This window comes from Nocardioides sp. Root1257 (assembly GCF_001425175.1).
Taxonomy (GTDB): Bacteria; Actinomycetota; Actinomycetes; order Propionibacteriales; family Nocardioidaceae; genus Nocardioides.
In genome coordinates this window covers 982,401-1,005,417 of record NZ_LMDV01000008.1, presented here as the reverse complement: position 1 = coordinate 1,005,417, position 23,017 = coordinate 982,401, and the positions used below count along the sequence as shown (strand labels likewise).

General features: G+C 71.7%; 25 protein-coding genes. 9 read left to right on the top strand and 16 right to left on the bottom strand.

The features are described from left to right. Positions 1 to 8: 8 nt before the first annotated feature. The 4 genes from ASC77_RS12855 to ASC77_RS12840 all read left to right on the top strand — a co-directional run bounded on the left by ASC77_RS12855 (position 9) and on the right by ASC77_RS12840 (position 4,670). Positions 9 to 710: a hypothetical protein gene (locus tag ASC77_RS12855; protein WP_056153138.1), complete on the top strand. Its 702-nt coding sequence runs from the start codon at positions 9 to 11 to the stop codon at positions 708 to 710. Between the two features lie 70 nt (positions 711 to 780). Continuing rightward, positions 781 to 1,287: a SigE family RNA polymerase sigma factor gene (locus ASC77_RS12850; protein WP_056153135.1), complete on the top strand. Its 507-nt coding sequence runs from the start codon at positions 781 to 783 to the stop codon at positions 1,285 to 1,287. Then, positions 1,284 to 2,450 carry a hypothetical protein gene (locus ASC77_RS12845; protein ID WP_056153132.1) on the top strand — a complete coding sequence of 389 codons (1,167 nt, stop codon included), beginning with the start codon at positions 1,284 to 1,286 and terminating at the stop codon, positions 2,448 to 2,450. The genes ASC77_RS12850 and ASC77_RS12845 overlap by 4 nt, the downstream gene beginning before the upstream one ends. 60 nt (positions 2,451 to 2,510) lie before the next feature. Continuing rightward, the gene (locus ASC77_RS12840; protein ID WP_056153129.1) at positions 2,511 to 4,670 is read left to right on the top strand and encodes an MMPL family transporter; all 2,160 of its coding nucleotides are present in this window, start codon (positions 2,511 to 2,513) and stop codon (positions 4,668 to 4,670) included. Positions 4,671 to 4,745: 75 nt separating this feature from the next. On the opposite strand, the gene tsaD is transcribed toward ASC77_RS12840, so the two are convergent. Then, complete coding sequence (gene tsaD, locus ASC77_RS12835) at positions 4,746 to 5,792, bottom strand: tRNA (adenosine(37)-N6)-threonylcarbamoyltransferase complex transferase subunit TsaD (RefSeq protein ID WP_056153127.1); 1,047 nt, start codon at positions 5,790 to 5,792, stop codon at positions 4,746 to 4,748. 17 nt (positions 5,793 to 5,809) lie between these two features. Beyond that, entirely contained in the window at positions 5,810 to 6,607 is a 798-nt protein-coding gene (locus tag ASC77_RS12830; RefSeq protein WP_056153123.1) for an AraC family transcriptional regulator, read from the bottom strand. Between the two features lie 50 nt (positions 6,608 to 6,657). Here ASC77_RS12830 and ASC77_RS12825 point away from each other — a divergent pair, with 50 nt between their 5' ends. Both ASC77_RS12825 and ASC77_RS27220 read left to right on the top strand, forming a co-directional pair. Then, positions 6,658 to 7,068: a DUF2000 domain-containing protein gene (locus tag ASC77_RS12825; protein WP_056153120.1), complete on the top strand. Its 411-nt coding sequence runs from the start codon at positions 6,658 to 6,660 to the stop codon at positions 7,066 to 7,068. Between the two features lie 77 nt (positions 7,069 to 7,145). Further along, the gene (locus tag ASC77_RS27220) at positions 7,146 to 8,954 is read left to right on the top strand and encodes an HAD family acid phosphatase (protein WP_056153116.1); all 1,809 of its coding nucleotides are present in this window, start codon (positions 7,146 to 7,148) and stop codon (positions 8,952 to 8,954) included. Here the strand turns inward: ASC77_RS27220 and ASC77_RS12815 are convergent. From ASC77_RS12815 to ASC77_RS12780, 8 genes are all read right to left on the bottom strand, one after another. Then, positions 8,942 to 9,427 (bottom strand): GNAT family N-acetyltransferase, encoded by a 486-nt coding sequence (locus tag ASC77_RS12815; RefSeq protein WP_056153113.1) that lies wholly within the window; start codon positions 9,425 to 9,427, stop codon positions 8,942 to 8,944. The genes ASC77_RS27220 and ASC77_RS12815 overlap by 13 nt on opposite strands. After that, on the bottom strand, positions 9,424 to 10,068 hold the full coding sequence (gene tsaB / locus ASC77_RS12810) for a tRNA (adenosine(37)-N6)-threonylcarbamoyltransferase complex dimerization subunit type 1 TsaB (protein ID WP_056153111.1): 645 nt from the start codon (positions 10,066 to 10,068) through the stop codon (positions 9,424 to 9,426). The genes ASC77_RS12815 and tsaB overlap by 4 nt, the downstream gene beginning before the upstream one ends. Positions 10,069 to 10,281: 213 nt before the next feature. Beyond that, positions 10,282 to 10,803, bottom strand: coding sequence for a DUF664 domain-containing protein (locus tag ASC77_RS12805; protein WP_056153109.1), 522 nt, complete (start codon positions 10,801 to 10,803; stop codon positions 10,282 to 10,284). A 10-nt stretch (positions 10,804 to 10,813) separates the two neighbouring features. Further along, positions 10,814 to 11,896, bottom strand: coding sequence for a DNA polymerase domain-containing protein (locus tag ASC77_RS12800; RefSeq protein ID WP_056153106.1), 1,083 nt, complete (start codon positions 11,894 to 11,896; stop codon positions 10,814 to 10,816). Position 11,897: 1 nt separating this feature from the next. Continuing rightward, on the bottom strand, positions 11,898 to 12,296 hold the full coding sequence (locus tag ASC77_RS12795; RefSeq protein WP_056153104.1) for a DUF6855 family protein: 399 nt from the start codon (positions 12,294 to 12,296) through the stop codon (positions 11,898 to 11,900). A 38-nt stretch (positions 12,297 to 12,334) separates the two neighbouring features. Beyond that, positions 12,335 to 12,616, bottom strand: a complete 282-nt coding sequence (locus ASC77_RS12790; protein WP_056153101.1) for a hypothetical protein — start codon at positions 12,614 to 12,616, stop codon at positions 12,335 to 12,337. Beyond that, the gene (locus tag ASC77_RS12785) at positions 12,613 to 13,821 is read right to left on the bottom strand and encodes a fatty acid desaturase family protein (RefSeq protein WP_056153099.1); all 1,209 of its coding nucleotides are present in this window, start codon (positions 13,819 to 13,821) and stop codon (positions 12,613 to 12,615) included. Before ASC77_RS12785 ends, ASC77_RS12790 begins: the two co-directional genes overlap by 4 nt. A gap of 53 nt (positions 13,822 to 13,874) precedes the next feature. After that, on the bottom strand, positions 13,875 to 14,963 hold the full coding sequence (locus ASC77_RS12780) for a ferredoxin reductase (protein WP_056153096.1): 1,089 nt from the start codon (positions 14,961 to 14,963) through the stop codon (positions 13,875 to 13,877). A 77-nt stretch (positions 14,964 to 15,040) separates the two neighbouring features. Between ASC77_RS12780 and msrB the strand changes: the two genes are divergently transcribed. Next, positions 15,041 to 15,442 carry a peptide-methionine (R)-S-oxide reductase MsrB gene (gene msrB / locus ASC77_RS12775; protein WP_056153094.1) on the top strand — a complete coding sequence of 134 codons (402 nt, stop codon included), beginning with the start codon at positions 15,041 to 15,043 and terminating at the stop codon, positions 15,440 to 15,442. A 72-nt stretch (positions 15,443 to 15,514) separates the two neighbouring features. Here msrB and ASC77_RS12770 read toward each other — a convergent pair whose 3' ends face one another. The 6 genes from ASC77_RS12770 to ASC77_RS12745 form a co-directional block, all read right to left on the bottom strand. After that, complete coding sequence (locus ASC77_RS12770) at positions 15,515 to 16,453, bottom strand: hypothetical protein (protein ID WP_056153090.1); 939 nt, start codon at positions 16,451 to 16,453, stop codon at positions 15,515 to 15,517. Positions 16,454 to 16,570: 117 nt separating this feature from the next. After that, complete coding sequence (locus ASC77_RS12765; protein ID WP_056153087.1) at positions 16,571 to 17,176, bottom strand: hypothetical protein; 606 nt, start codon at positions 17,174 to 17,176, stop codon at positions 16,571 to 16,573. A gap of 36 nt (positions 17,177 to 17,212) precedes the next feature. Beyond that, positions 17,213 to 17,920 (bottom strand): hydrogen peroxide-dependent heme synthase, encoded by a 708-nt coding sequence (gene hemQ / locus ASC77_RS12760; RefSeq protein WP_056153084.1) that lies wholly within the window; start codon positions 17,918 to 17,920, stop codon positions 17,213 to 17,215. Between the two features lie 20 nt (positions 17,921 to 17,940). Next, entirely contained in the window at positions 17,941 to 18,594 is a 654-nt protein-coding gene (locus ASC77_RS12755; RefSeq protein WP_235547622.1) for a response regulator transcription factor, read from the bottom strand. Continuing rightward, a complete protein-coding gene (locus ASC77_RS12750; protein ID WP_056153081.1) occupies positions 18,591 to 20,612 on the bottom strand; it encodes a sensor histidine kinase in 2,022 nt (673 codons plus the stop codon). The genes ASC77_RS12755 and ASC77_RS12750 overlap by 4 nt, the downstream gene beginning before the upstream one ends. Before the next feature lie 10 nt (positions 20,613 to 20,622). Beyond that, positions 20,623 to 21,327, bottom strand: a complete 705-nt coding sequence (locus ASC77_RS12745; protein WP_200944974.1) for a hypothetical protein — start codon at positions 21,325 to 21,327, stop codon at positions 20,623 to 20,625. Between the two features lie 62 nt (positions 21,328 to 21,389). Between ASC77_RS12745 and ASC77_RS12740 the strand changes: the two genes are divergently transcribed. Together ASC77_RS12740 and ASC77_RS12735 are read left to right on the top strand one after the other, a co-directional pair. Continuing rightward, positions 21,390 to 22,115 carry a sulfotransferase family protein gene (locus tag ASC77_RS12740; RefSeq protein ID WP_082574668.1) on the top strand — a complete coding sequence of 242 codons (726 nt, stop codon included), beginning with the start codon at positions 21,390 to 21,392 and terminating at the stop codon, positions 22,113 to 22,115. Next, positions 22,112 to 23,011, top strand: a complete 900-nt coding sequence (locus tag ASC77_RS12735) for an aminotransferase class IV (RefSeq protein WP_056153076.1) — start codon at positions 22,112 to 22,114, stop codon at positions 23,009 to 23,011. Before ASC77_RS12740 ends, ASC77_RS12735 begins: the two co-directional genes overlap by 4 nt. Positions 23,012 to 23,017: the final 6 nt, after the last annotated feature.

Here is a 23,017-nt window from a genome sequence, read left to right as displayed (position 1 = left end):
GAACGGAGGTGAAGACCCTCCTCGCGCTCCTGGTGACCGCAGCGCTGGCGAGCGGGTGCACCGGATCCGCGGGCTCTCCGGTCGTCGTGCCGGCGCCGCAGGCGTCGAGCCCGTCGACCCTCGTCGACCTCCCCCGTGGCGACCCGCCGCGCATCGGGTACGCCGACGGCGACACCTGGGTCGCGCCCGACGGCACCCGCACGAAGTTGCCGACCACGTTCGGCATCAGCTCGATCACGCCGTACGCCGGAGGCTTCCTGGTCGCGGACACCCGCTACTTCGAGGGATCGGTCGGGCTCTGGTTCGTGACCGAGCACTCGGCCCGCGACCTGGGCTGCTCGACCGGCGCGACGCGTAGGGTCGACGGCTGGGTGTGGTGGGTGACGGCATTCTGCCCCGAGTCCCTCGCGGGCGACCTCGCGCGCACGGTCGTGCACCGGGCTCGGCCGGACGGCAGGGAGCACACCCGCCGCGTCTTCCGGCCCGAGCCGGGTGTGGCGATGTTCGTGCGGATCGGGCGCTACCTGGACCGGGTCGCGCCCGTGCCGACGTGGGTCCCCGAAGATGCACACCACCGTCTCGCCGTCCGCACCCGACGTGGCTGGACGGCGGTCGTGCGCGTCGACGATGCGGGGCGTCGCGAGCTCGCGACCGAACCGGTCCGGCAGCACGGCGCGGACCTCGGGTTCGTGCTCGGTCCGGGTCGCTGAGCGAGGATTGCAACCATCGGGCACCGACCTGCGTCTAGGGCGTGTGGTGGTGACAGAAGCGGGAGCTGCGATGACGACGGACCGGGACGCCGACTTCACGGCGTACCTCCAGGCCCGCCAGGGCCGCCTGCTGCGCACGGCCTACCTGCTCACCGGCGACCAGCACCAGGCCGAGGACCTCCTGCAGACCTCGCTGGCGAAGCTCTACCTGGCCTGGGACCGCGTGCATGAGCGCGAGTCGGTCGACGCCTACGTGCGACGGATCATGGTCAACGAGCACAACTCGCTCTGGCGTCGCGCCTGGCGCCGGCGCGAGCACCCGACCGAGGCGGTCCCGGAGGTGGCGAGCCCACCGCCGGCGTACGACGACGGGCAGAGCCTCGCGCTCTGGTCGGCGGTGCAGACGCTGCCGCGCAAGGCCCGTGCCGTCCTGGTGCTGCGCTACTACGAGGAGCTGACCGAGGCCGAGGCCGCGGAGGTGCTCGGGATCTCCGTCGGCACCGTCAAGTCCCAGACGAGCCGCGCGCTCGCCCGACTGCGCGAGACCGCGCCCGAGCTCCGGGAGGAGGAACGATGAGCCACGACAGCAGCGGGGACCTGACCCGCACCCTGCGCGAGCGGGCCGACGACGTGACCGGCACCGCGCTGACCTTCGACGACGTGCGTGGACGGGCCGGGCAGATCCGGCGCCGCCGGCGGGCGGGCGTCGCCGCTGGGGTCGCGCTCGTCGCGGCCGTCGTGCTGCCGATCGCGCTGCTCGGCGGCGCGGGCGCGGACAAGTCGGACCCCGGCCCGGCGAACCCCAGTCCGACGCACGCCGTCGACCCGAACGCGGCCGGCGTACCCACGCTCCAGGACGACGTGATCATCTATCCCGAGGGGCCGCGGATCCCCGTGCGTCTTCCGCGGAACGCCCGGGTCATGAGCTTCACCCCGCTGTGGACCGACCGGTTCGTCATCTCGACGCTCGACGACGACGGCACGAAGATCTCGCTGCTGGACCAGAACGGGAACGGCGTGGACCACTTCCCGACCACCGGCGGATCGCTCGCGGTGGCCGCCGACCGGTCGGCCGTCGCCTGGATGGGCACCGACGGATCGCCGCAGCTGCTGGTGGCCGGAAGCGACGCGCCACGCACCCTCGGCCGGGTCCCGGGGGTGATGCCCGCGCTCGTGGCGATCACCGGCGACTGTCGGACCGACTGCGAGGTGGTCGGCCGGAGCCAGGACGGGAAGGGGGAGTTCGACGGCAGCTGGGCGGCCTCCAGCAACGGCGGGGTGCGCGACCTGCCGACCGCCCTTCCTGCGGTGATGGACGCGACCAGCGACGGCGACCTGCTCGCCGCGATCACGGGCATCGCCGCCGACGACATCCACGCCTGTGGCGGGGTGTACGACGTCGGCGCCGCCGACCTCCTGTGGGACACCTGCGAGGACAACGTCTTCCTCTTCTCCCCCGACGGCGCCCTGGTGATGACGCTCTTCGCCGAGGGGGCCGGGCCGCTCTCGCTCACGATCAGGGACGCTCGTAGCGGCGCCCCGGTCGCGACGTACGACGACGGCCTGATCAAGTCGTGGGCGTGGGAGGACGACGACCACCTGCTCGCGGTCGTGGCTGCCGCCGACGGTGCAGTCTCATTGCAGCGGATCGGCACCGACGGGCGGAGCGAGACCGTCCTCGACGGCTTCCACGTCGATGACCCCACGCTCGACGTGCCGCTCCAGCTGCCGCGGTCCTGACGACCTTTGTAGACAAAAGTCGGAGGCAAACGGACGCCGACCGTCGCTAGGGTTTTGGACGTGTTCGCCTTCCTTGGTCGTCTCGCGTCCCGTCGTCCGTGGTTCGTCATCGCAGCGTGGGTGGTGCTCGCCGTCGCCGTCGTCTCGCTTGCTCCGGCGCTGACCACGACCCAGGAGGAGTCGGAGTTCCTGCCCGACCACTACGAGTCGATCAAGGCGACCAAGCTCCAGGAGGAGAAGTTCCCGGGCGCCACCACGCCGGCCGCGCTCATCGTCTTCGAGCGCGAGGACGGGAAGGCGCTGACCCAGGAGGACCAGGCGAAGGTCTCGTCGATCGCCGAGGAGCTCGGGCCCGAGCTCGGCAAGGACACCTTCGTCCAGCAGGTCGTCACCGTCAGCCCTGACGGGAAGCCCAACGTCTCCGAGGACGGCAAGGTCCAGATCGGGATCGTCGGGCTCGCCGAGGACTCCACCGGGTTCGACACCCAGGCCTTCGACGACGCCAAGGCGATGCGGGACGACCTCGCCGACCTGACCGACGGCACGGACCTGACGGCGCAGACCACCGGCTCGGTGCCGCAGGGTCTCGACTCCCAGGAGTCGGGCAACCGGGCGCTCGCGATCGTCGGTATCGCCACCGTCGTGCTCATCGTCGGCCTGCTCGCGATCATCTTCCGCAGCGTGATCATCTGCCTGATGCCGGTCGTCGTCGTGACGCTGGTGTCCTTCGTCGCCACCGGCCTGATCGGGTGGGCCAACGAGGCGTTCGACCTGAAGGCCGACTCGTCGATCGAGACGATCCTCGTCGTCGTCCTCTACGGCATCGGCACCGACTACATCCTCTTCTTCCTCTTCCGCTACCGCGAGCGGCTGCGCCAGGGCGAGGACACGAGGGCCGCCGTCGTGCACGCCCTCGAGCGCGCCGGCGAGGCGATCGCCTCTGCGGGTGGCGCCGTCATCGTCGCGTTCCTCGCCCTCCTGCTGAGCTCGCTCGGCATCTTCAAGGCGATCGGCCCCGCGCTGGCGATCGCGGTCGCCGTGACGCTGGTGGCCGCCCTGACGCTGGTCCCGGCGGTCGTCACCGTGCTCGGGCGCGCGCTGTTCTGGCCGTCCAAGAAGTGGCGCAACGAGCCGAAGGCGGCCCGCTTCGCCCAGATCGGCGAGTCCCTCGGCCGTCGGCCGGGCCGCTTCGCGATCGTCTCGGGCCTGATCCTGGGGATCCTCGCGATCTTCGCGTTCAGCTTCAACCCGTCGTTCGACTTCAACTCGAGCCTGCCCGACGACGTGGAGTCGACGGAGGCCCTGCACACCTTCCAGGACCACTTCGCCGCCGGTGCCAGCGAGCCGATCCCGGTCATCCTCGTCTCCGACGACGGGAAGCTCGATCCGGCGGAGCTCGAGACCTACCGCACCGACCTCGAGGCCGCGGACGGCGTGACGCAGGTCTACCCCGCCGTACCGTCGGAGGACGGCACCGCCGCCCAGTTCAGCGTGGTCCTCGACGAGGACCCGGCCTCGGACGCCGCCCTCCAGGACGTCAAGGGCCCCGTGCGCGAGGCCGCGCACGGCGCCGCACCCGACGGGACCGAGGCCTTCGTCGGCGGTACGCCGTCGATCTTCGCCGACCTCCAGACGGCGATGGTCCGTGACTACAAGGTCGTCTTCCCGGTCGCCGCGCTGGTCATCATGCTGATCCTGGCGCTGCTGCTGCGCAGCCTGGTCGCGCCGCTCTACCTGATGGCGGCGGTCGGGCTCAGCTTCGCCGCGACGCTCGGGGCGACGGTGATCGTCTTCCAGTACATCGGCGGCGCGGACGGCCTGATCTTCATGCTCCCGATCTACATCTACCTCTTCGTGACCGCACTCGGCACGGACTACAACATCCTGATGATCGCCCGACTGCGCGAGGAGGCGCGGGACGGCAAGGAACCGCGACCTGCGGCTGCCGAGGCGCTCAAGCACGCCGGACCGACCATCGCCGCCGCCGGCGTCATCCTGGCCGGCACGTTCGCGTCGCTGATGCTCAGCGGCAACAGCCTGCTGACGTCGATGGGCTTCGCGCTGTCGTTCGGCATCTTCATCGCGGCGTTCGTGATGGCGATGTTCCTGACGCCGTCGCTCACCGCGCTGATCGGGCACGCGGCCTGGTGGCCCGGCCACGGCGACCAGAAGGCCCCGAAGGAGCTCTCCGAGCAGCCCGACGCCGACGCAGCGCCGTAGCGGCGGGGTAGTCCCTGACGTTCTGGCCCTCCCGGGCGCGGATCGGGGCCGAAACGTCAGGGACTATCCCTCCGGTCACACCAGCACGCTGGTGACCGGCTGCGAGGAGTCGGCGGGGAGGTCGAGGGCGGACGGCGTACGACCGCGGGCGACCATCTCGGCGCCGAGGGCGGCGACCATCGCACCGTTGTCGGTGCACAGGCCGGGTCGCGGGACCCGTACCCGCAGTCCGGCGGCGGTGGCGCGCTCCTCGGCCATCGCGCGGAGGCGGGAGTTCGCGGCGACCCCGCCGCCGATCAGGATGTCCTCGATGCCCTCGCTGCGAGCGGCGTCGATCGCCTTGCGGGTGAGGACGTCGCAGACGGCCTCCTGGAAGCTGGCCGCGACGTCGGCGACGGGCACCGGCTCGCCGGCGCGCTCGCGCGCCTCGACCCAGCGAGCGACCGCGGTCTTGAGACCCGAGAACGAGAAGTCGAAGCGGTGCCGCTCCAGGTCCTTGCGCGCGGTCAGGCCGCGCGGGAAGTCGACGTAGACGCTGTTGCCCTCGCGGGCCGCGCGGTCGATGTGCGGGCCGCCCGGGAACGGCAGCCCGAGCAGTCGCGCGACCTTGTCGAAGGCCTCCCCCGCAGCGTCGTCGATGGTGGCGCCCATCGGGTCGACGCCGGTCGTGACGTCCTCGACCCGCAGCAGGCTCGAGTGGCCGCCGCTGACCAGCATCGCCAGGCAGGGCTCGGGCAGCGGGCCGTGCTCGAGCTGGTCGACGGCGACGTGGGCGGCGAGGTGGTTCACGCCGTAGATCGGCTTGCCCAGCCCGACGGCCAGCGCCTTGGCGGCGGCGACCCCGACCATCAGGGCACCGGCCAGGCCGGGCCCGCTCGTCACGGCGATCGCGTCGACGTCGTCCAGCGTGATGCCGGCGGTCTCGCAGGCCCGCTCGATCGTCGGCACCATCGCCTCGAGGTGGGCGCGGCTGGCGACCTCGGGCACCACCCCACCGAACCGGGCGTGCTCGTCGACGCTGCTGGCGATCGCATCGGCGAGCAGCGTGTGGCCGCGCACGATCCCGACGCCGGTCTCGTCGCAGGAGGTCTCGATCCCGAGGATCAGCGGTTCGGTGCTCACCCGCCCATTGTGCCGAGTCAGCGTGCCGACCGTGCGTACGCCATGGGGGTGACCCCCAGCAGTCGGCGGAAGTGCCGGGTCAGGTGGGCCTGGTCGTGGAAGCCCGACGCGACCGCGACGTCGGCGCCCCGCTCCCCCGCCAGCAGCAGTCGCCGGGCGCGGTCCAGCCGTCGGCCGGTGAGGTAGCGGTGCGGCGGCAGGCCGAACTCCGCTCCGAACGCGCGCACCAGGTGCGTCGGGTGCACGCCGAGCTCGTCCGCGGCCGTCGCGAGCGACACGCCCTCGACCACCCGCGCGTCCAGGAGGTCGCGGAGCCGGTGGGCCAGCCGCGGGTCCCGTCGTACGGCGTCGGGCACGCCCGCCCCGGTCAGCCGCTGCCGCAGCCGGTCGACGACCAGCTCCAGGCGGACCTCCGCCTCCAGCTCGTCGCCGGGCTGCTCGAGCGCGCCGTGCAGCTGGTCGACCGCGCGGCGCAGCGCCGGGTCGGCCCAGCCCGGGTGGTCGACCGCGGCTCCGATCCGTCCCGCGTCGATGACCCCCTCCTCGAGGTAGACCACCCGCTTGCGGAAGCCGGTGGCCTCGACCGAGCGCCCGTCGTGCGCGACGTGCGGCGGCAGCAGCGTCACCCGGTCGCCGAGAGCGCCGTGCTCGTGGCGGTCGAGGTCGTAGCGGACCGTGCCGGTGTCGACCAGCAGCAGCGTCCAGGTGTCGTGCGTGTGCGCCGGGTAGGCGTGCTCCGGGAAGTGCGCGTGCAGCACCTCCGACACCCCCGCGACCGGAGGGTGCCAGGCGCGGATGGTCGGCCGCGGCGACATGTCAGGAACGTACAAGACCGACCCCCACGTCGGCGGCGATCGTGGGCGCCATGGCGTTCGACACCAAGATCGCGGTGCTGCTCCGCGACGACCTCGAGATGTGGCAACGGCTGAACGCGACCGCGTTCCTGGTGAGCGGCGTGACCGCGGCGTACCCCCAGCTCGTCGGCGAGCCGTACGGCGACGCGGACGGCACGGCGTACCTCGCGATGCTGGGCCAGCCGGTGCTGGTCTTCGAGGGCGACGCGGCCACCCTGACGGCCGCCCACGAGCGCGCGCTGCGCCGCGACGTGACGGTCGGGGTCTTCACCGCCGACCTCTTCCGCACCGGCAACGACGACGACAACCGGGCCGCCGTGGCCGCTGTCGCGGGCGCCGACCTGGACCTGGTCGGCCTGGCCGTGCACGCGCCCCGCAACGCCGTCGACAAGATCGTGAAGGGCGCCCGGCTGCATCCCTGAGGTGGCTCTTCACAAGGCGGAATCTCCGACATAGGTTGACCGGGTCAACTTTCAGCTCTCACCACCTCGGAGCACCTATGCGAATCCCGGGACGCCTCGGCACGCCCGCCCTCGTCGCGACCACCGTCGCGCTCGCCTTCGTCGTCGGAGGTGCCGCGCCCACCCAGGCGCGCACCGTCGACGACTCGAAGCTCACGCCCCACACGGCGTTCACGATGAACGTGAACCCGTACGACGGCAGCGTCCCGGCGCCCGCGTCGGGTGCGGACATCCCGAACATCGACTCCGTGAAGTCGACGGTCCGGACGTACTACAACGCCGCGAAGGACGCCGGCACCGGGCTGTGGGTCTCGAACAAGACGAGCTCGCCGTACATCACCGAGCTGGGCGCCATCCAGCAGCGCATCCTGGCCGACCTGCCGGCGACCGCGCCCGCCAACAGCGCCGTGGTCTTCGACGTCGACGCCACCCTGCTGGCCGACTTCGACTACGAGGAGGCCGTCCACTACATCTACGACGCCGGCGTCGCCAACCAGTGGGTGACCGACCACCTCTACCCCGCGGTCAACGGGATGCCGGCGCTCGTGCGCACGCTCCTCGACCGTGGCTACGACGTGTACGGCGTGACCGGGCGGCCGACGTCCCAGCAGGCCGACACCATCGCCAACCTCACCGCGCAGGGCTTCACGGCCACCGGTGGCGGCGCGGTGTTCAGCAACGCCAACCTCTACACGACCGGGTTCTCCATCGGCAGCCAGCCGGGCTACGTCGACTGCGCCGCCGACGGCAACGCGACGAGCTGCTCGACAGTCGAGAAGAAGGCGTTCACCCGCCAGCACATCGAGGACGCCGACGGCGTCAACATCGTGCTCAGCGTCGGCGACCAGTGGAGCGACCTGATGGGCGGGCGCGCCGACGACACGGTCAAGCTCCCGAACCCGACGTACTTCCTCGCCAGCCTCGACATCGCGGGTGCGCCGGCGGATGACGCGAACATGAAGCCGCCGACGTCGTACACGATGAAGGCCGACGGCTCCAGCGGCGCGACCGTGGCGAGCGGCGACGACATCCCCAACGTCGACCCGGTGAAGAAGGAGATCCGCGCCTACTACGGCGCTCCGCTGGGCGGCGGCACCGCGAACCGCTCGAGCTCCGCCTACATCACCGAGCTGACCTCGCTCGAGAAGACCTGGAGCACCACGATCCAGCAGTCCTGCGAGCACGGGAACGACGTGATCGTCCGCACCAAGAAGGCGATCACCACGACCAAGGCCGGCCTCGCCAAGGCCAAGCGGCAGCTCGCGCACGCCCACGGCAAGAAGGCCAAGGCCAAGGCCCGCGCGGCCGTGAAGCGGTTCGCGAAGAAGCTGCGGTCGCTCAAGGTGCCCGGCAAGCCGGCGGTCGTGTTCGATGCCGACGACACCACGCTCTGGACCTACGACATGGAGGACGGGGCCATGGGCTTCAACTTCCAGCCGGCGCTCCAGGACACCTGGGTGCAGGACCAGCGCTTCCCGGCCGTGCCCGGGATGCCGGAGCTCGTCGCCGACGTCGCGGACGCGGGCTGCACCGTGTTCGGGCTGACGGGACGCAGCGACGCGCAGAAGTACGCCACCATCGGCAACCTGGCCAAGGTCGGCTACTCCGACTTCCGTGCCAACCGCTACTTCACCAAGTGGAACAGCGGCGCACAGCCGCCGGCGTACGTCGACTGCGGCTCGGACAACACCTGCTCGACGATCGAGTACAAGTCGCAGACCCGCAAGCACATCGAGAAGCTGGGCTTCGACATCGTCGGCAACCTGGGCGACCAGTTCTCCGACCTCATCGGTGGGTCCGCGAACCGGGTCTACAAGCTGCCGAACCCGACGTACTACCTGCCGTGATCGGATGCGCCGCAGCCTCGACCGAGGCTGCGGCGCATCACCACGGCAGTGGTGCCGTCGCGGTAGTAGCGACGGCGCCGGTCGACCTCGACGAAGCCCCGGGCCGCGTAGAAGGCCAGCGCCGCGGCGTTGTCCTCCCGCACCTCCAGCAGCAGCCGATCGGCGCCGCCCGCACGGGCGGCGCCGATCACTGCGTCCAGGAGCAGCGAGGCCAGGCCGGTACGCCGGTGGGCGGGGTCCACGGCGATCCGCTGGAGCTCCGCGATGTCGGCGACGACACTGGCGGTGGCGTGCCCGGCCACGCTGCGTCCGGTCGGAGTGTCGACCTCGACGACCAGGTAGCTGATCGTCGGCAGGTTGCCGGTGACGCCCTCACGGACCAGGCCCTCGGACCAGGCGTCGTCGCCCAGGTTGTCCAGCTCCAGGTCGGCGATCGCGGTGACGTCGTCGGGCGTCGCCGGCCGGACGGTCACGAGACCGGCTTGGGGGCGTGCGCGGCGACCGCGTCGGGACGACGCAGGTAGAGCGGCTCGGGGTCGGTCAGCTCGGCGCGCTCCTCGGCGACGCAGCGCGCCAGCCACCCAGCGCTGGGGGCCTCCGGTCCGACCCGGTGCGGGAACGCGTCCGGGTAGAGGACGGCGCCCTGACCGACCACCGGCGCCTCGGTCGCGAGCTCGGCGGGCTTGTCGACGAGCGGGCCGTCGAGCCGCGTCCCGGCGGCGTCGTACCGCGCGAGGTAGACCTCCTTGCGGCGTGCGTCGGTGGCCACGACGAAGTCGCTGCTCACCGCGCCCGTGTCGACGGCCTCGACGGCGAGCGCGTCGAGCGAGCACACGCCGTACACCGGGATGTCGAGCACGAAGCCGAGCGTGCGCGCCGTGACGAGACCGACCCGGAGCCCGGTGAACGGGCCCGGCCCGGTGCCGACGGCGATCGCCGTCAGGTCCTGGCGGACGATGCCGGCGGCGCTCATCGCGAGGTCGATGAGCGGGGCGAGCTGCTCGGCGTGCTTCATCGGCCGCTCGGCCACGTGCTCGGTCACCACGCCGTCGCCGTCGGCGTCGTACAGGGCCACGGAGACCAGCGGGGACGCGGTGTCGAAGGCGAGCAGCACGCCCTGAATCTAACTGTTGCCGAATGCTTGCCGTCTTGTGGATCGCTTGTTGACCGGTTGTGAGAATCCGGGCCCTAGTGTTCTGGATGTAACACCGGCTGACGCGGGACGTGGGGATCCGCGGGCTCTGGGGGGAGTGCCTCGGCCGGTTCAAGGAGACCCGTACCGCGCGCTTGGCTTCGGCCCTGAAGGCGGGACGGGTCTTCTGCCATTTCAGGACGGTCGACGGACCTCCAGGGCGACGTCCAGCTGACCGGCGTGCCGCGCGTACTCCGCCAGCACGTGGAAGCAGATCCACTCCAGGCTCGGCGGGTCGGCGGCGAACCGGCCGCCCGGCGAGGCGGTCGCGTCGAGCGGGAAGTCCCGCAGGATCCCCGACGTCCGCGCCCCGATCTCGGCCAGCCGCTGCGCGAGCTGCTCGGCGCTCACGTGGTCGGCGACCACCCAGCGGGCCTCCTCGCGACCCCAGGGCTCGTCGTCGGTCCAGTCGCCCCACGGGTCGTCGACCTGCTCCCCCAGGAAGCCCCAGACGAACCAGCGCTGCTCCATGTGCAGCACGTGGCTGAGCAGCTGGACCGGCGTCCACCCGCTCGGCAGCGTGCTGCTGCGGCGTACGTCGTCGGGCAGTGCGAGCACCGTGGCCGCGAGGTCCTCGCGAACCCAGTCGAGGTACGCCGCCCACCGGGCGGCACCGGCCTGCCCGTGCTTGTCCGGCTCGCGGTCGTCGCGGTCCATGCGCTGGTCGTCAGTCATCGATGCGGTTGCCCTCGGCGTCCCAGTGCGACTCGACCTTCTTGCTCGGCTGCACGCGCGGCGGCTCCCCCGGCATCTTCGGGTAGTCCGGCGGGAAGTTGAGCTCGCCGCCGGGCAGCTCCTCCCAGAGCTGCAGCAACGGCTCGAGGGAGTGCGCCGTGTCGTCGATGCCCGCCCACGGGTCGCCGTCGGCCACCCGGTCCGGGACCGTGAAGAGGTTGTAGTCGCGGGGATCCTTCACCCCGGCGAGCTCGTCCCAGGTCATCGGGGTCGAGACGGGGGCGCCCGGCAGCGGCCGGAGCGAGTACGCCGAGGCGATCGTGCGGTCGCGGTTGTTCTGGTTGAAGTCGACGAAGATCCGCTCGCCGCGCTCCTCCTTCCACCACTCGACCGTGACGCCCTCGTCGCGGCGGGCGAGCTCGCGCCCGAAGCCGATGGCGGCGTGCCTCAGGTCGGTGAACTCCCACTCGGGCTTGATCCGCACGAAGACGTGGACGCCCCGGTTGCCGGAGGTCTTCGGGTAGCCGGTGATGCCGAGCTCCTCGAGCAGCTCGCGCGCCACGCCGGCGACCCGGACGGCGTCGCTGAACGTCGTGCCCGGCTGGGGGTCGAGGTCGATGCGCAGCTCGTCGGGGTGGTCGACGTCGGCGCGGCGTACGGGCCACGGGTGGAAGACCAGCGTGCCCATGTGTGCGCACCAGACGGGCACGGCGATCTCGGTCGGGCAGATCTCGTCGGCGGTGCGGCCGGACGGGAAGGTGACCTGCACGGTCTCGAGGTAGTCGGGGGCGCCCTTGGGGACGCGCTTCTGGTAGAACGCGTCCGCGTCCTTGTCCTGCGGACCGGTCGCGAGCCGCATCCCCTCACGGACGCCGGACGTCCAGCGCTCCAGGGCCGTCGGTCGGTCGCGGAGCGCGCGCATCAGGCCGTCGTCGACGCTCGCGAAGTACTCCGCGACCATGAGCTTGGTGACCTCGGGCGTGCTGTCGGTCGCCTCGTAGATCACCCGGTCGGGACTGGAGACGCGGACGGCGCGGCCGCCGGCATCGACCTCGGCGGCGGGTGTCTTCGGCACGTCAGACCGCCCGGACCCGGTTGTTGCGGGGCTGGTGCTCGAGCTCGACCAGCCCGAGGCCCTCGAGCAGCGGCGGCAGGTACATCCCGAACCGGCCGCGGTAGCCGTTGCGCTGGCCGTACCAGCCGCCGACGGGGTTGTCCTCCGCCCGGCCCCACGCCTCGACGGTCCCCTCGGCGGCCGGCTTCTTCTCGTCGGCGGCGCCGAGCGGCACCCAGTCGCCGGCCTCACGCAGCATCGCGGCGAGGTCGTCGACCGCCCGCAGCAGGTAGGTCAGCCTGGTCGACCCGACCTGGCAGACCAGGAGCCCGGCCTCCTCGTCGCGCCACATCGTGTACGCCGAGCTGCCGGGCGCGGTGGTCAGCTGCCAGGGGTCGTCCTTCGTGCCGGATCCGTCCATGGACCCACGCTAGCGGGGCGAGAGAGTCGACCTGAGAACTACAGGAGCGAGTTGGGCTGGAACGTCGGCCGCCTGTCGAGGTCCTCCTTGGCAGGGCGGACGAACTCAAAGCCGGCCGTCGCGACGACCTCGGTCGACGGGTCCAGCACCGACTCCGCGCAGGTCGCGTGCATCGGCGGCAGGTGGAAGGCGTTGCGGCCCACCTCGTCGGCGGTCCCGACGAAGGCGATCGGGCGTCCCAACGGCTCCGAGCAGACGCCGCAGATCCGGCTGAGCGCGCAGCGCGTCACCCAGGCCCGGTCGAGCAGGTCGGTGGTCATGCGCGCGTGCTCCGGTAGTAGCCGCCGGTCTCGGTGCGCCGCGACGGGCGCTCGGCGTCGGACCTCCGCTTGCGGTCGCGCGACGGGCTGGGCGGCTCCGGCTGGTCGGAGGCGGTCATCCCGTTGGGCAGCGACAGCTTGATGATCGTGCGCAGGGCCTGGCCGTACTGCTGGTGGAGCGGACCCGTGGTGTAGGGCAGGTCGTACTTCTCGCAGAGCGCCTGCACCCGCTCGGAGATCTCGGCGTACCGGTTGCTGGGCAGGTCCGGGAAGAGGTGGTGCTCGATCTGGAAGCCGAGGTTGCCGCTGAGGATGTGCAGCAGCGGACCGCCGCGGAAGTTCGCGGCGCCGAGCACCTGGCGCAGGTACCACTCCGCGCGGGTCTCGTCCTCGAGCTCCTCCTCGGTGAAGTGCAGGGCCCCGTCCGGGAAGTGCCCGCAGAAGATGACCACGTAGGACCACAGGTTGCGCGCCACGTTGGCGGTCGCGTTCGCCGTCAGGGTCGCCTTCCACTGCCGCCCCGACAGGGCCGGGTAGACGACGTAGTCCTTGAGCACTTGGTTGCGGCCCTTGCGCGCGATCTGGCGCAGCTGCCGCTTCATCTCCTTCGGGTCCTTCTCGCCCTTGCGGATCCGCTCGATGTCGAGGTCGTGGAGGGCGACGCCCCACTGGAAGAGGCTGGCCAGCAGCGCGTTGTAGACCGGCTGACCGAGGTTGTACGGCGACCACTTCTGCTCGCGCGCCATCCGGAGGATGCCGTAGCCGATGTCGTTGTCGTAGCCGAGCACGTTGGTGAACTGGTGGTGGACGTAGTTGTGCGAGTGCTTCCACTGCTCGGCCGGCTGGGCGGTGTCCCACTCCCAGTTGGAGGAGTGGATCTCCGGGTCGTTCATCCAGTCCCACTGGCCGTGCATGACGTTGTGGCCGATCTCCATGTTCTCGAGGATCTTGGCCAGGCCCAGCAGGCTCGCGCCGGCGATCCAGGCCGGCACCCGCGTCCGCCTCGACTGGAGACCGGCGAGCAGGGTGATGCGGCCGGCCGTGGCCAGGCCGCGCTGCACCTTGATGATGCGGTTGATGTACGCCGCGTCGGCCTCGCCGCGCGACTCCTCGATCTCCGCGCGGATGGCGTCGAGCTCGCGACCGATCTGCTCGACCTCCTCGTCGGTGAGGTGGGTGTACTCCTTGACGTCTGAGATGGCCATTGCTTGTCCTTTCGGTGGTTGAGGAAGGCGCTCTGGCGCCTGTCTCGAAACCCCTAGATGTCGAGGGTGCAGGCGCCCACCGCGGCGGTGACGCAGGTCTGCACCTGTTCGTTGGGTTGGGCGTACTCGTCGCCGTTGCGCAGGTCGCGGACCCGGCCGTCGACGAGGGTGAGCGTGCAGGTGTGGCAGATGCCCATCCGGCAGCCGTACGGCATGCCGACGCCGGCGGCCTCGCCCGCCTCGAGGACGGTCGTCGCGCCGTCGACCTCGATCGACTTCCCGGACGTGCGGAAGGTGATCGTGCCGCCCTCGCCGCCGTCCCCGCCCAGCTCCAGGGAGAACCGCTCCAGGTGCAGGAGATCCTCCAGGCCGGCCGCCGCGTAGTGCTCCGTGATCGCGTCGAGCATCGGCCCGGGCCCGCAGGCCCAGGTCTCGCGCTCGCGCCAGTCGGGGCAGATCCCGTCGAGCCCGCGATCACGGTGGGCGAGCTCCAGCATCCCGTCGGTGTCGGTGTGCAGCCGGTGGACGGTGAGCCCGTCGTGGCGCTGCTCCAGCTCGGCGAGCTCGTCGCGGAAGATCATCCGCTCCGGCGTGGGCGACGAGTAGTGCATGACCACGTCGGGCATCGACCCTCGCCGGTCCATCGTGCGCAGCATCGCCATCACCGGCGTGACGCCGCTGCCGCCCACCAGGAAAAGCATCTTCGCCGGCGGCGGGTCGGGCAGCACGAAGTCGCCGTCGGGCAGCGCGAGCCGGACGATGGTGCCGGGCGCGAGTCCGTTGACGAGGTGGGCGGACAGCTTGCCCTCCGGCATCGCCCGCACGGTGATCGTGATCGTCCGTCCGTCGCGGCGCGGCGGCGAGCTGACGGAGTACGAGCGCCACTGGAAGCGACCGTCGACCTGGACCCCGATGCCGACGAACTGCCCGGGCCGGTGGTCGTAGCGCCACCCCCACCCCGGCCGGATCACGAGCGTGGCGGCGTCGTCGGTCTCGGGGCGGACCTCCTCGACCCGCCCGCGCAGCTCGCGCTCGCTCCACAGCGGGTTGAGCAGCCGCAGGTAGTCGTCGGGGTGCAACGGAGTCGTCAGCTTGTCGGCGGCGCTCCGTACGCCTCCCCAGGTCAGTGCTCGTGGCCTCACCCGGGAAAGTGCAACACCGAGTTACACTATGTGTCAACCTTTCTCCGGATCCTTTGCCGACCCACTAGATTGGGGGCATGGCATACGACGTGCAGAAGACCGACGAGCAGTGGCGCGAGGAGCTCTCGCCCGAGGAGTACGCCGTGCTCCGCCAGGCCGGCACGGAGCGGGCCTTCGTCGGTGAGTACACCGACACCGAGACCAAGGGTGTCTACTCCTGCAAGGCGTGCCACGCCAAGCTCTTCGAGTCGGACACGAAGTTCCACTCCGGCTGCGGCTGGCCGTCGTTCTACCAGCCGATCACCGACACGATCGAGTACATCGAGGACACCTCGCACGGCATGAAGCGCGTCGAGGTCCGCTGCGCCAACTGCGGCTCGCACCTGGGCCACGTCTTCCCCGACGGCTACGGCACCCCCACCGGCGACCGCTACTGCATCAACTCGATCAGCCTGACCCTGGAGCCCGCGGACTCCTGATCAGCGACGTCGAGTTCGGCGTCGAATGACACACCAAGCACCTCCGGCGACCGGAATCCGATGCGTGGTGTGTCATCGGACGAAGCCCCAGCGGCGTTCGGTGCGGGCGGCACGCTGACGCGCCGCAGCCAGCCGCTCGACGACGCGTGGCGGGTCGCCGACGTCGGGCCCGGTGAAGGCGGCGTACTCCAGGCCGAGCCCGCGGAACGTGTGCTCGCGGGCGAGGTCGCGGGTGTGCTGGTCGCGCGAGCGGTGCACGGCACCGTCGTACTCGGCCACCACCCCGAGGTCGACGTCGAGCAGGTCCGGCATCCCGACGACCGTGCCGTGCTCGTCGGTGACCAGCACGTTGCACAGCGGCGCCGGCCAGCCGCCGTCGAGCACCCAGATCAGCCGCAGCAGGGTCTCACCCGGTGAGCGGCTGGTCGTGACCGCGAGGTCATGGACGACGCGGGCATGACGGATCCGGACGTGCCACGGGCGGCTGCCGAGGTACACCGCCCACGCGGCCCGGTCGACGACCCCTGGCGCGAACGCCCGGTCGGCGTGGACGACGGCCCACCGCAAGGGATGCGCCCGGACCTCGTCGTAGAGCGCCCGCACGGCTGTCGTGCAGCGGATGCCGTGGACGACCACGACCTCGTCGTCGGGGAGGACCTCGCGGGAGACCCTGACCGACGGATGCGCGCGGACCCGCCCCCGACCCTCGACCACAGGAACCGGACGGATGGTCTCCCCGTCGCCGGCCAGACCGTCGCAGAACCCGTCGCCGTGCAGGCGCAGCGCCGCCCATCCGGTGACGGCACCGCGGTCACCCGCGCGACCGGCGGCCTCGACGATCCGCTGCTCGGCGGAGTCGGGCGTCGACACGGGCACGTACAGCCCGGGGCTGGTCCGCCGCCACCCGCGCCCCTGCGCGGCGCCGCGCGTCGGGCCGAGCAGGCCGTCAGGATCGACGGGGACCGGGCGCACCATCGGGCCTGGTGCGACGCGACCGAGCTCGGAGGACATCCCCCGACCTTCGGCGGAGCACCCCACACCGGCAACCGACGTACGCCGAGCCTGTGGACGACCACGTCGGATGACACGCCTGACACGAGTTCCGGCCTCGGACAGGTGCGTGGTGTGTCACTCGACGAGCATCGGGTGCACGACGACCACGCCGGCTCCGTAGGTCTCGTCCGCCCACTCCTGGAGCGAGCCGTCGTCGTAGGTGACGTCGACCAGGACGCGGGTGCCATCGGCGTACGCGCTCTGGGCACCGGGGAGGTCCTCGACCGACGCGCGGACCTGCTCGAGCTCGGAGTCGGAGAGGTGCCTCGACGGCTTCGGGTACGTCGGCTCCTCGGCCCGGGCGGGGTCGTAGAGCGCGGCGGGGACGGCGTCGGTCGGCGTCAGGCTGGTGCCGTCCCAGGTCCCGGTGAGGACGAACGAGCCCCAGCGGACGTCGCCCTGCGTCTCGAACATCTGCCGGTGCTCGGCCCAGTCCCAGCCGATCAGCGCGGGGCCGCTGCACTGCGGCGGGTAGGACTCCGCAACGGGGCCGAGGCAGACCTCGGGCGAGCCGGTGTCCATCACGGTCACGATGCCGGCCGTGGTGACCGGCCCGGAGGCCGCGGGCACCTGGGTCGGCCTGCTCGTGGTCGAGTCGGTCGCGGTCGCGTCCCCGTCACTGCCGCACGCGGCGAGCGGGACGGTCAGCAGCAGGGCGGCGGCGGCCAGCACGATCCTCATGCACGTACGACGTGCCCGGCGGTGAGCCGGTTCCGCCTACGGCAGGCGGCCGACCAGCTCGGAGATCCCGACCAGGGCGCCGGTGTAGAACGGCACCTCCTCGCGCACGTGGCGCCGGGCCTCGGAGCCGCGCAGGTGCCGCATCAGGTCGACGATCCGGTAGAGCTCGTCGGCCTCGAAGGCGAGGATCCACTCGTAGTCGCCGAGCGAGAAGCTCGCGACCGTGTTGGCGCGCACGTCCGGGTAGTCGCGCGCCATCTTGCCGTGGTCGGCGAGCATCTTGCGGCGGTCGGCGTCCTCGAGGAGGTACCAGTCGTAGGACCGCACGAACGGGTAGACCGAGACGTGCCGCTTCGGCTCCTCGTCGCTGAGGAACGCCGGCACGTGGCTCTTGTTGAACTCCGCGGGGCGGTGCAGCGCCAGCTGGGACCAGACGGGCCCGAGCCGGAGGCCGAACGTCGTACGGCGGAAGCGGTTGTAGGCGTCCTGGAGCTCCTCCGACGTCGCGGCGTGCCACCAGATCATCAGGTCGGCGTCGGCGCGCAGGCCGCTGACGTCGTAGACGCCGCGGACCACGACGTCCGACTCGGCGAGCTCGGCGAAGAGCTTCTCGACCTCGGCGCCCTCGGCAGCGCGGTCGGCCTCGTCGTCGTCGGAGAGGGTGACGTCGAGGCGGAAGACCGACCACATCGTGTAGCGGATGGAGTCGTTGATCTCCCGTGCCTTCTGCGCATTGCTCGCCATGAGCCCATTGTCCCCCGCGGTCAGTCGCGGCCGTACCCCGCCTCCCGCGCGGTGATGATCGCCTCGGCGCGGCCGGCAGCGTGCAGCTTCGTGTAGATGCCCGAGACCGCGTTGCGCACCGTCTTGTTGGACACGTAGAGCTCGGCGGCGATGGCGTCGTTGGACCGCCCGGCGGCGAGCAACCGCAGGACGTCGCGCTCCCGATCGGTGAGGTCGGGGAACGGCTCCTCCGGCGCCGCCGCCTTCAGCCCCCCGGAGAAGTACGACGCGACCTTGCCGGCCAGCGCCGCACCGAACACCATGCCGCCGGCGGCCGCCGCGCGGATGGCGGTCTGCACCTCGTCCGCGCCGGAGCCCTTGAGCAGGTAGCCGCTCGCGCCGGCCCGGATCGCGCTGAGCACGGTCTCGTCGTCCTCGTTCATCGTCAGCATCACGACCCGGACCCCCGGCTGCCGACCGGTGATGTGCCGGGTCGCCTCGATGCCGTCGAGCTGCGGCATCTGGATGTCCATGACGACGACGTCCGGCTCCGCCTCGGCGACGACGTGGATCGCGTCGCGGCCGTCAGCGGCGGTGCCGACCACCTCGATGCCGTCGAGGGCGCCGAGCAGGCTCGTCAGCCCCTCCCGCACGATCTGGTGGTCGTCGACCACGACGACCCGGATGTCGTTCACGGGACACTCCTCAGGGGCAGCAGGGCGCGCACGACCGTGCCGCCGGTGGAGGGGCAGGTGACCTCGGCGCGGCCGCCGAGCTCGGTGGCACGCTCGCGCAGCGCGACGAGGCCGACCCCGGCCTCGGCGTCGGGCGCCACCCCGACGCCATCGTCTTCGATCTCGACCAGCAGGGCGCTGTCGACGACCTCGAGCCGTACGGCGCACCGGGTGGCGCCGGCGTGCCGGGCGACGTTCGTCATCGCCTCGCTGGCGATGCGGTAGGCCGCAACCTCGACCGCCGCGGGCAACGGGTCCAGCTCACCCGCGGTCACGGTGACCTCCGGGCCGAGGTGCTCGCCCTGCTGGCGCAGCGCGCCCACCAGGCCACGGTCGTCGAGCGCGGGCGGACGCAGGTCGTGGACGAGCCGTCGTACGTCGGCGACGACGTCCTGGACGTGAGCGCTGACGCCGGTGATCTGGGTCTTGGCGGTCTCCGGGTCCTTGTCGACCATCAGCCGCGCGGACTCGAGCTGGAACACCACCCCGCTCAGCGCCGGGCCGAGGCCGTCGTGGAGGTCACGGCGGATCCGCCGGCGCTCCTCCTCGCGGGCGGACACCAGGTCCTCGGCCAGGCGGCTGGTGCGGGCCACGATCGCGGCCTGACGCACCAGGTCGCCGAGCAGCTCCTCGTCGCGCCGGGACAGCCGGCTGCGGAGCCCGCGCGTGGGCAGCACGAGGCGGCCGACCCGGACGTCCCGGTAGGAGATCGGCAGGTCCCGGGTCTCGGCCGGACGGTCGCCGTACGTCGCGACGAGGAGCTCGCCGCCGCTGCGCTCGACCTCGACGCTGACGTAGCCGACCCCGAACGCGCTCGCGACCGCCTCGGCGACCGCGGCGAGCTGCTCGCCACCGTCGTCGGTGGTCTCGAGGGTGGAGGCGAGTCCGGCCACCGTGTCGTAGGGATCGGAGCGACGGCTCAGCCACCGGGACAGCCGCTGCCGCAGCGGGCTGTACAGCAGGACGGTGGTCATCAGCACGACCAGCACCACCTGCGACTGGGCCATGTCGTCGTCGAGCAGCAGCGAGAGTGCGGCGACCACCAGGAAGTCGACGACGACCAGCACCACGGCCAGCACGGACAGCAGCACGGTCCGGCCGAGCAGGTCCTCGATCGGGACGAGCCGCGGGTTCACGACTGCGACGGTCACCGCGATCGGGGTCAGGGTGATGCAGAGGAAGAACACGACGTCGGTCAGCGCACCGAGATCGAGGACGACGGTGAGCACGATGATCGTCGCGGTCACGAGCGCACCCCAGAGCAGCCAGCGCATCTGGTCGCGCTCGGTGCCGGCGGAGCGGCGGTAGCGGTGCACGACGACACCGATCGGCACCACGAGCGCGAGCAGCGTGAGCGCCTGCAACCCGTCGACCAGCACGTCCGAGGCGCCCTCCAGCGCCCAGATCGTGGTGGGGTCGGCGTCGACACCCGGTGGCAGGCGCGCGCCCTGCTCGTCGTACGGCGCGACCGTCACGGCCAGCGCACCGAGGACCATCGCGCCCATGCAGGTCCAGCTCGCGACGCCCCACGCCCCGCGCAGGAACCGTCCCTCGGGGAAGAGCAGCGGCAGGACGACGATCGTGGCCGGCAGCAGCGCGGTGAACCGGGCCAGGAACCAGACCGCGAACGTCATGCCCGTGACGGCGTGGTCGGTGACCATCCCGAAGCGGACGAAGGACTCCGACAGCCCGTCCAGCGACCAGAACAGGCCGGTGGCGCCGAGGGTCAGGCCGACCCCCCGGTGCCCGGCGTGGCGCAGCACGATCGCGGCGAGGCCACCGAGCACCAGACCGACCAGGCCGGTGCCGATGCCGTGACCGACCTCGATGCCCCGCCCGAAGCTCCAGATCAGCGGGTCGCCGTACGTCCGGAGCTCGAGCAGGCCGATGCCGACGACGCAGAGCAGCGACAGCAGCGGGAAGACGGCAGCGACCGGCCACGGGGCCGGCCGCTGCACGTCCGCGGTCCGAGGGCTCACCGGCACATCATCACCGCTGCGCGCGGTCGCCGAGGAAGAAACCGGTCGCGGTCACCAGGAGCCACAGCGGACCGGTCATGCCGGCCATGTACTGCAGCGGGGAGATGCCGAGCAGCAGGGTCACGCCGCCGAGGACGAGACCGACGAGGCCGATCCAGCGCGGAGCCGCCTTCGCCCGGCTGGCGGTGAACACCGCGAGGCCCGCCAGACCGGCCAGCACCCAGCACCACGGGACGGTGCCGATCCAGTGGTTGTACATGACGGCGTTGGCCGGGTCGATCTCCTGGTCGCCGACGAATCCCATGATGAACTCGGTGTCGAGGCCGGTGCCGATGACGGACACGACCGCGGTGCCGAGCAGGCCGCCGAACGCGACGAGCGGAGCGATCGCCCCGGAGCCGAGGGTGGCGTGCAGGCGGCGGAAGAGGCCCGCGGCGAAGACGACCAGGAGCACCGCGCCGACCAGGGCGAACGTGTGGAAGGCGAACATCGGCGTGGTCTGGTCGGCGAGCTTCGCGGCGATCCCGGCGGAGTCGCCCTGGAGGTCCTCGTCGTACACCGCGTTCACCATGCCCGAGGTGACGATGGTGCCGATGCCGGCGAGGCCGGCGCCGACGCCGGCGAGCGCCCAGGAGCGGCTGGCGCGAGGAGTGATGGGGGTGGGGGCCGGGACGTCGGTCCGGGCCGGCTGGGGATGTGTGGAGTAAGTGGTCATGGGAGGACGTTCTCGGGCCGGAGGTCCCACGGCCCAGGGACAACGGGGCAGACTCGTCCTCGATGACTGTCACCCGGATCGCCATGTGGTCAGGACCGCGCAACCTGTCCACGGCGATGATGCGCAGCTTCGAGAACCGCGCGGACTGCTCGGTGGTCGACGAGCCGTTGTACGCCGCCTACCTGGCCGCGACGGGCCTCGACCATCCGGGCCGCGACGACGTCATCGCGTCGCAGCCGACCGACGCGGCCGTGGTGCTGGGCGAGCTGGCGACGGGCGGGGTGACGACCCCGGTGCAGTACCAGAAGCACATGACCCACCACCTGCTCCCCGCGATGGACCGGTCGGCGCTCGGTGCGCTGACCCACGCGTTCCTGGTCCGCGACCCGGAGCGCGTGCTCACGTCGTACGCGAAGGTCCGCGAGGAGCCGACCCTCGAGGACCTCGGGCTGCCGCAGCAGCTGGAGCTCTTCGAGACGTACGGCGGCCCGGTGGTCGACGCGGCCGACGTGCTCCGCGACCCGGCCGGGACGCTCGGGCTGCTCTGCGCCGAGCTCGGCATCCGGTTCGACGACGCGATGCTGTCGTGGCCCGCCGGCCCGCGCGAGACGGACGGCGTCTGGGCACCGCACTGGTACGCCGGCGTCGAGGCCTCGACCGCCTTCGCGCCGTACTCCCCCGGCGCGGGCGACCCGCTGCCCGACCACCTGGCGCCGCTGCTCGAGCGGTGCCGTCCCTACTACGACGCGCTGGCGCCCTACCGCCTGCGCCGCGAGGAGACGCGATGAAGCAGGAGTACGACGAGCGCAACCGCGACCTGGTCGTCGGGATCGACGACCGGCTCGTGCACCGCGACCAGGCGGGCATCAGCCCGTTCGACTCGGCCGTGCAGGGCGGCGACGCCGTGTGGGAGGGGCTGCGGCTGCACGGCGGCCGGATCTTCAAGCTCACCGAGCACCTGGCCCGGCTGCGGCGCTCCGCGCAGGCGCTGGCGTTCACGACGGTGCCCTGCGACGAGGAGATCGTCCAGCGGATCCGCGACGTGCTCGCCGCCAACGCGATGACCGACGACGTGCACATCCGGCTGACGCTGACCCGCGGCGTGAAGATCACCAGCGGCATGGACCCGCGGCTCAACCAGTCGGGTCCGACGCTGATCGTGCTGGCGGAGTTCAAGTCGCCGGTCTACGACGACGGCGGGATCTCGCTCATCACCTCGTCGGTGCGCCGGCACCGGCCGGACTCGCTCGACCCCAAGATCCACCACAACAACCTGCTCACCTCGATCCTCGCGAAGGTCGAGGCCAACGTCGCCGGCGCCGACGACGCGCTGATGCTCGACGACAACGGGTTCGTGGCGGAGACCAACGCGACCCACGTCTTCTTCGTGAAGGACGACGTGGTCCGCACGCCGACGACCCGCGCCTGCCCGGAGGGGATCACGCGGGAGACGATCCTGGAGTCCTGCACGGCGCTCGGGATCGCCGTCGAGGTCGGCGACTTCTCACTCACCCAGGTGTACGCCGCCGACGAGGTGTTCGTGACCGGCACCATGGGCGGCGTGACCCCGGTGCTCGCCGTCGACGGCCGGCAGATCGGCTCCGGTCGCCCGGGGCCCTACGTCGCCAAGCTCGCGGCGGCGTACGCCGAGCGCACGGCCGCCGAGGGGACCTCGGTCGTCTGACGCCGA

Bases quoted from the DNA above. Each gene is read 5' to 3' on its own strand.
- ASC77_RS12850 (WP_056153135.1), top strand. From the start codon at position 781: ATGACGACGGACCGGGACGCCGACTTCACGGCGTACCTCCAGGCCCGC.
- ASC77_RS12845 (WP_056153132.1), top strand. From the start codon at position 1,284: ATGAGCCACGACAGCAGCGGGGACCTGACCCGCACCCTGCGCGAGCGG.
- ASC77_RS12830 (WP_056153123.1), bottom strand. From the start codon at position 6,607: ATGTCGCCGCGGCCGACCATCCGCGCCTGGCACCCTCCGGTCGCGGGG.
- ASC77_RS12825 (WP_056153120.1), top strand. From the start codon at position 6,658: ATGGCGTTCGACACCAAGATCGCGGTGCTGCTCCGCGACGACCTCGAG.
- ASC77_RS27220 (WP_056153116.1), top strand. From the start codon at position 7,146: ATGCGAATCCCGGGACGCCTCGGCACGCCCGCCCTCGTCGCGACCACC.
- ASC77_RS12805 (WP_056153109.1), bottom strand. From the start codon at position 10,803: ATGGACCGCGACGACCGCGAGCCGGACAAGCACGGGCAGGCCGGTGCC.
- ASC77_RS12795 (WP_056153104.1), bottom strand. From the start codon at position 12,296: ATGGACGGATCCGGCACGAAGGACGACCCCTGGCAGCTGACCACCGCG.
- ASC77_RS12790 (WP_056153101.1), bottom strand. From the start codon at position 12,616: ATGACCACCGACCTGCTCGACCGGGCCTGGGTGACGCGCTGCGCGCTC.
- ASC77_RS12785 (WP_056153099.1), bottom strand. From the start codon at position 13,821: ATGGCCATCTCAGACGTCAAGGAGTACACCCACCTCACCGACGAGGAG.
- msrB (WP_056153094.1), top strand. From the start codon at position 15,041: ATGGCATACGACGTGCAGAAGACCGACGAGCAGTGGCGCGAGGAGCTC.
- ASC77_RS12770 (WP_056153090.1), bottom strand. From the start codon at position 16,453: ATGTCCTCCGAGCTCGGTCGCGTCGCACCAGGCCCGATGGTGCGCCCG.
- ASC77_RS12765 (WP_056153087.1), bottom strand. From the start codon at position 17,176: ATGAGGATCGTGCTGGCCGCCGCCGCCCTGCTGCTGACCGTCCCGCTC.
- hemQ (WP_056153084.1), bottom strand. From the start codon at position 17,920: ATGGCGAGCAATGCGCAGAAGGCACGGGAGATCAACGACTCCATCCGC.
- ASC77_RS12745 (WP_200944974.1), bottom strand. From the start codon at position 21,327: ATGACCACTTACTCCACACATCCCCAGCCGGCCCGGACCGACGTCCCG.
- ASC77_RS12740 (WP_082574668.1), top strand. From the start codon at position 21,390: ATGACTGTCACCCGGATCGCCATGTGGTCAGGACCGCGCAACCTGTCC.
- ASC77_RS12735 (WP_056153076.1), top strand. From the start codon at position 22,112: ATGAAGCAGGAGTACGACGAGCGCAACCGCGACCTGGTCGTCGGGATC.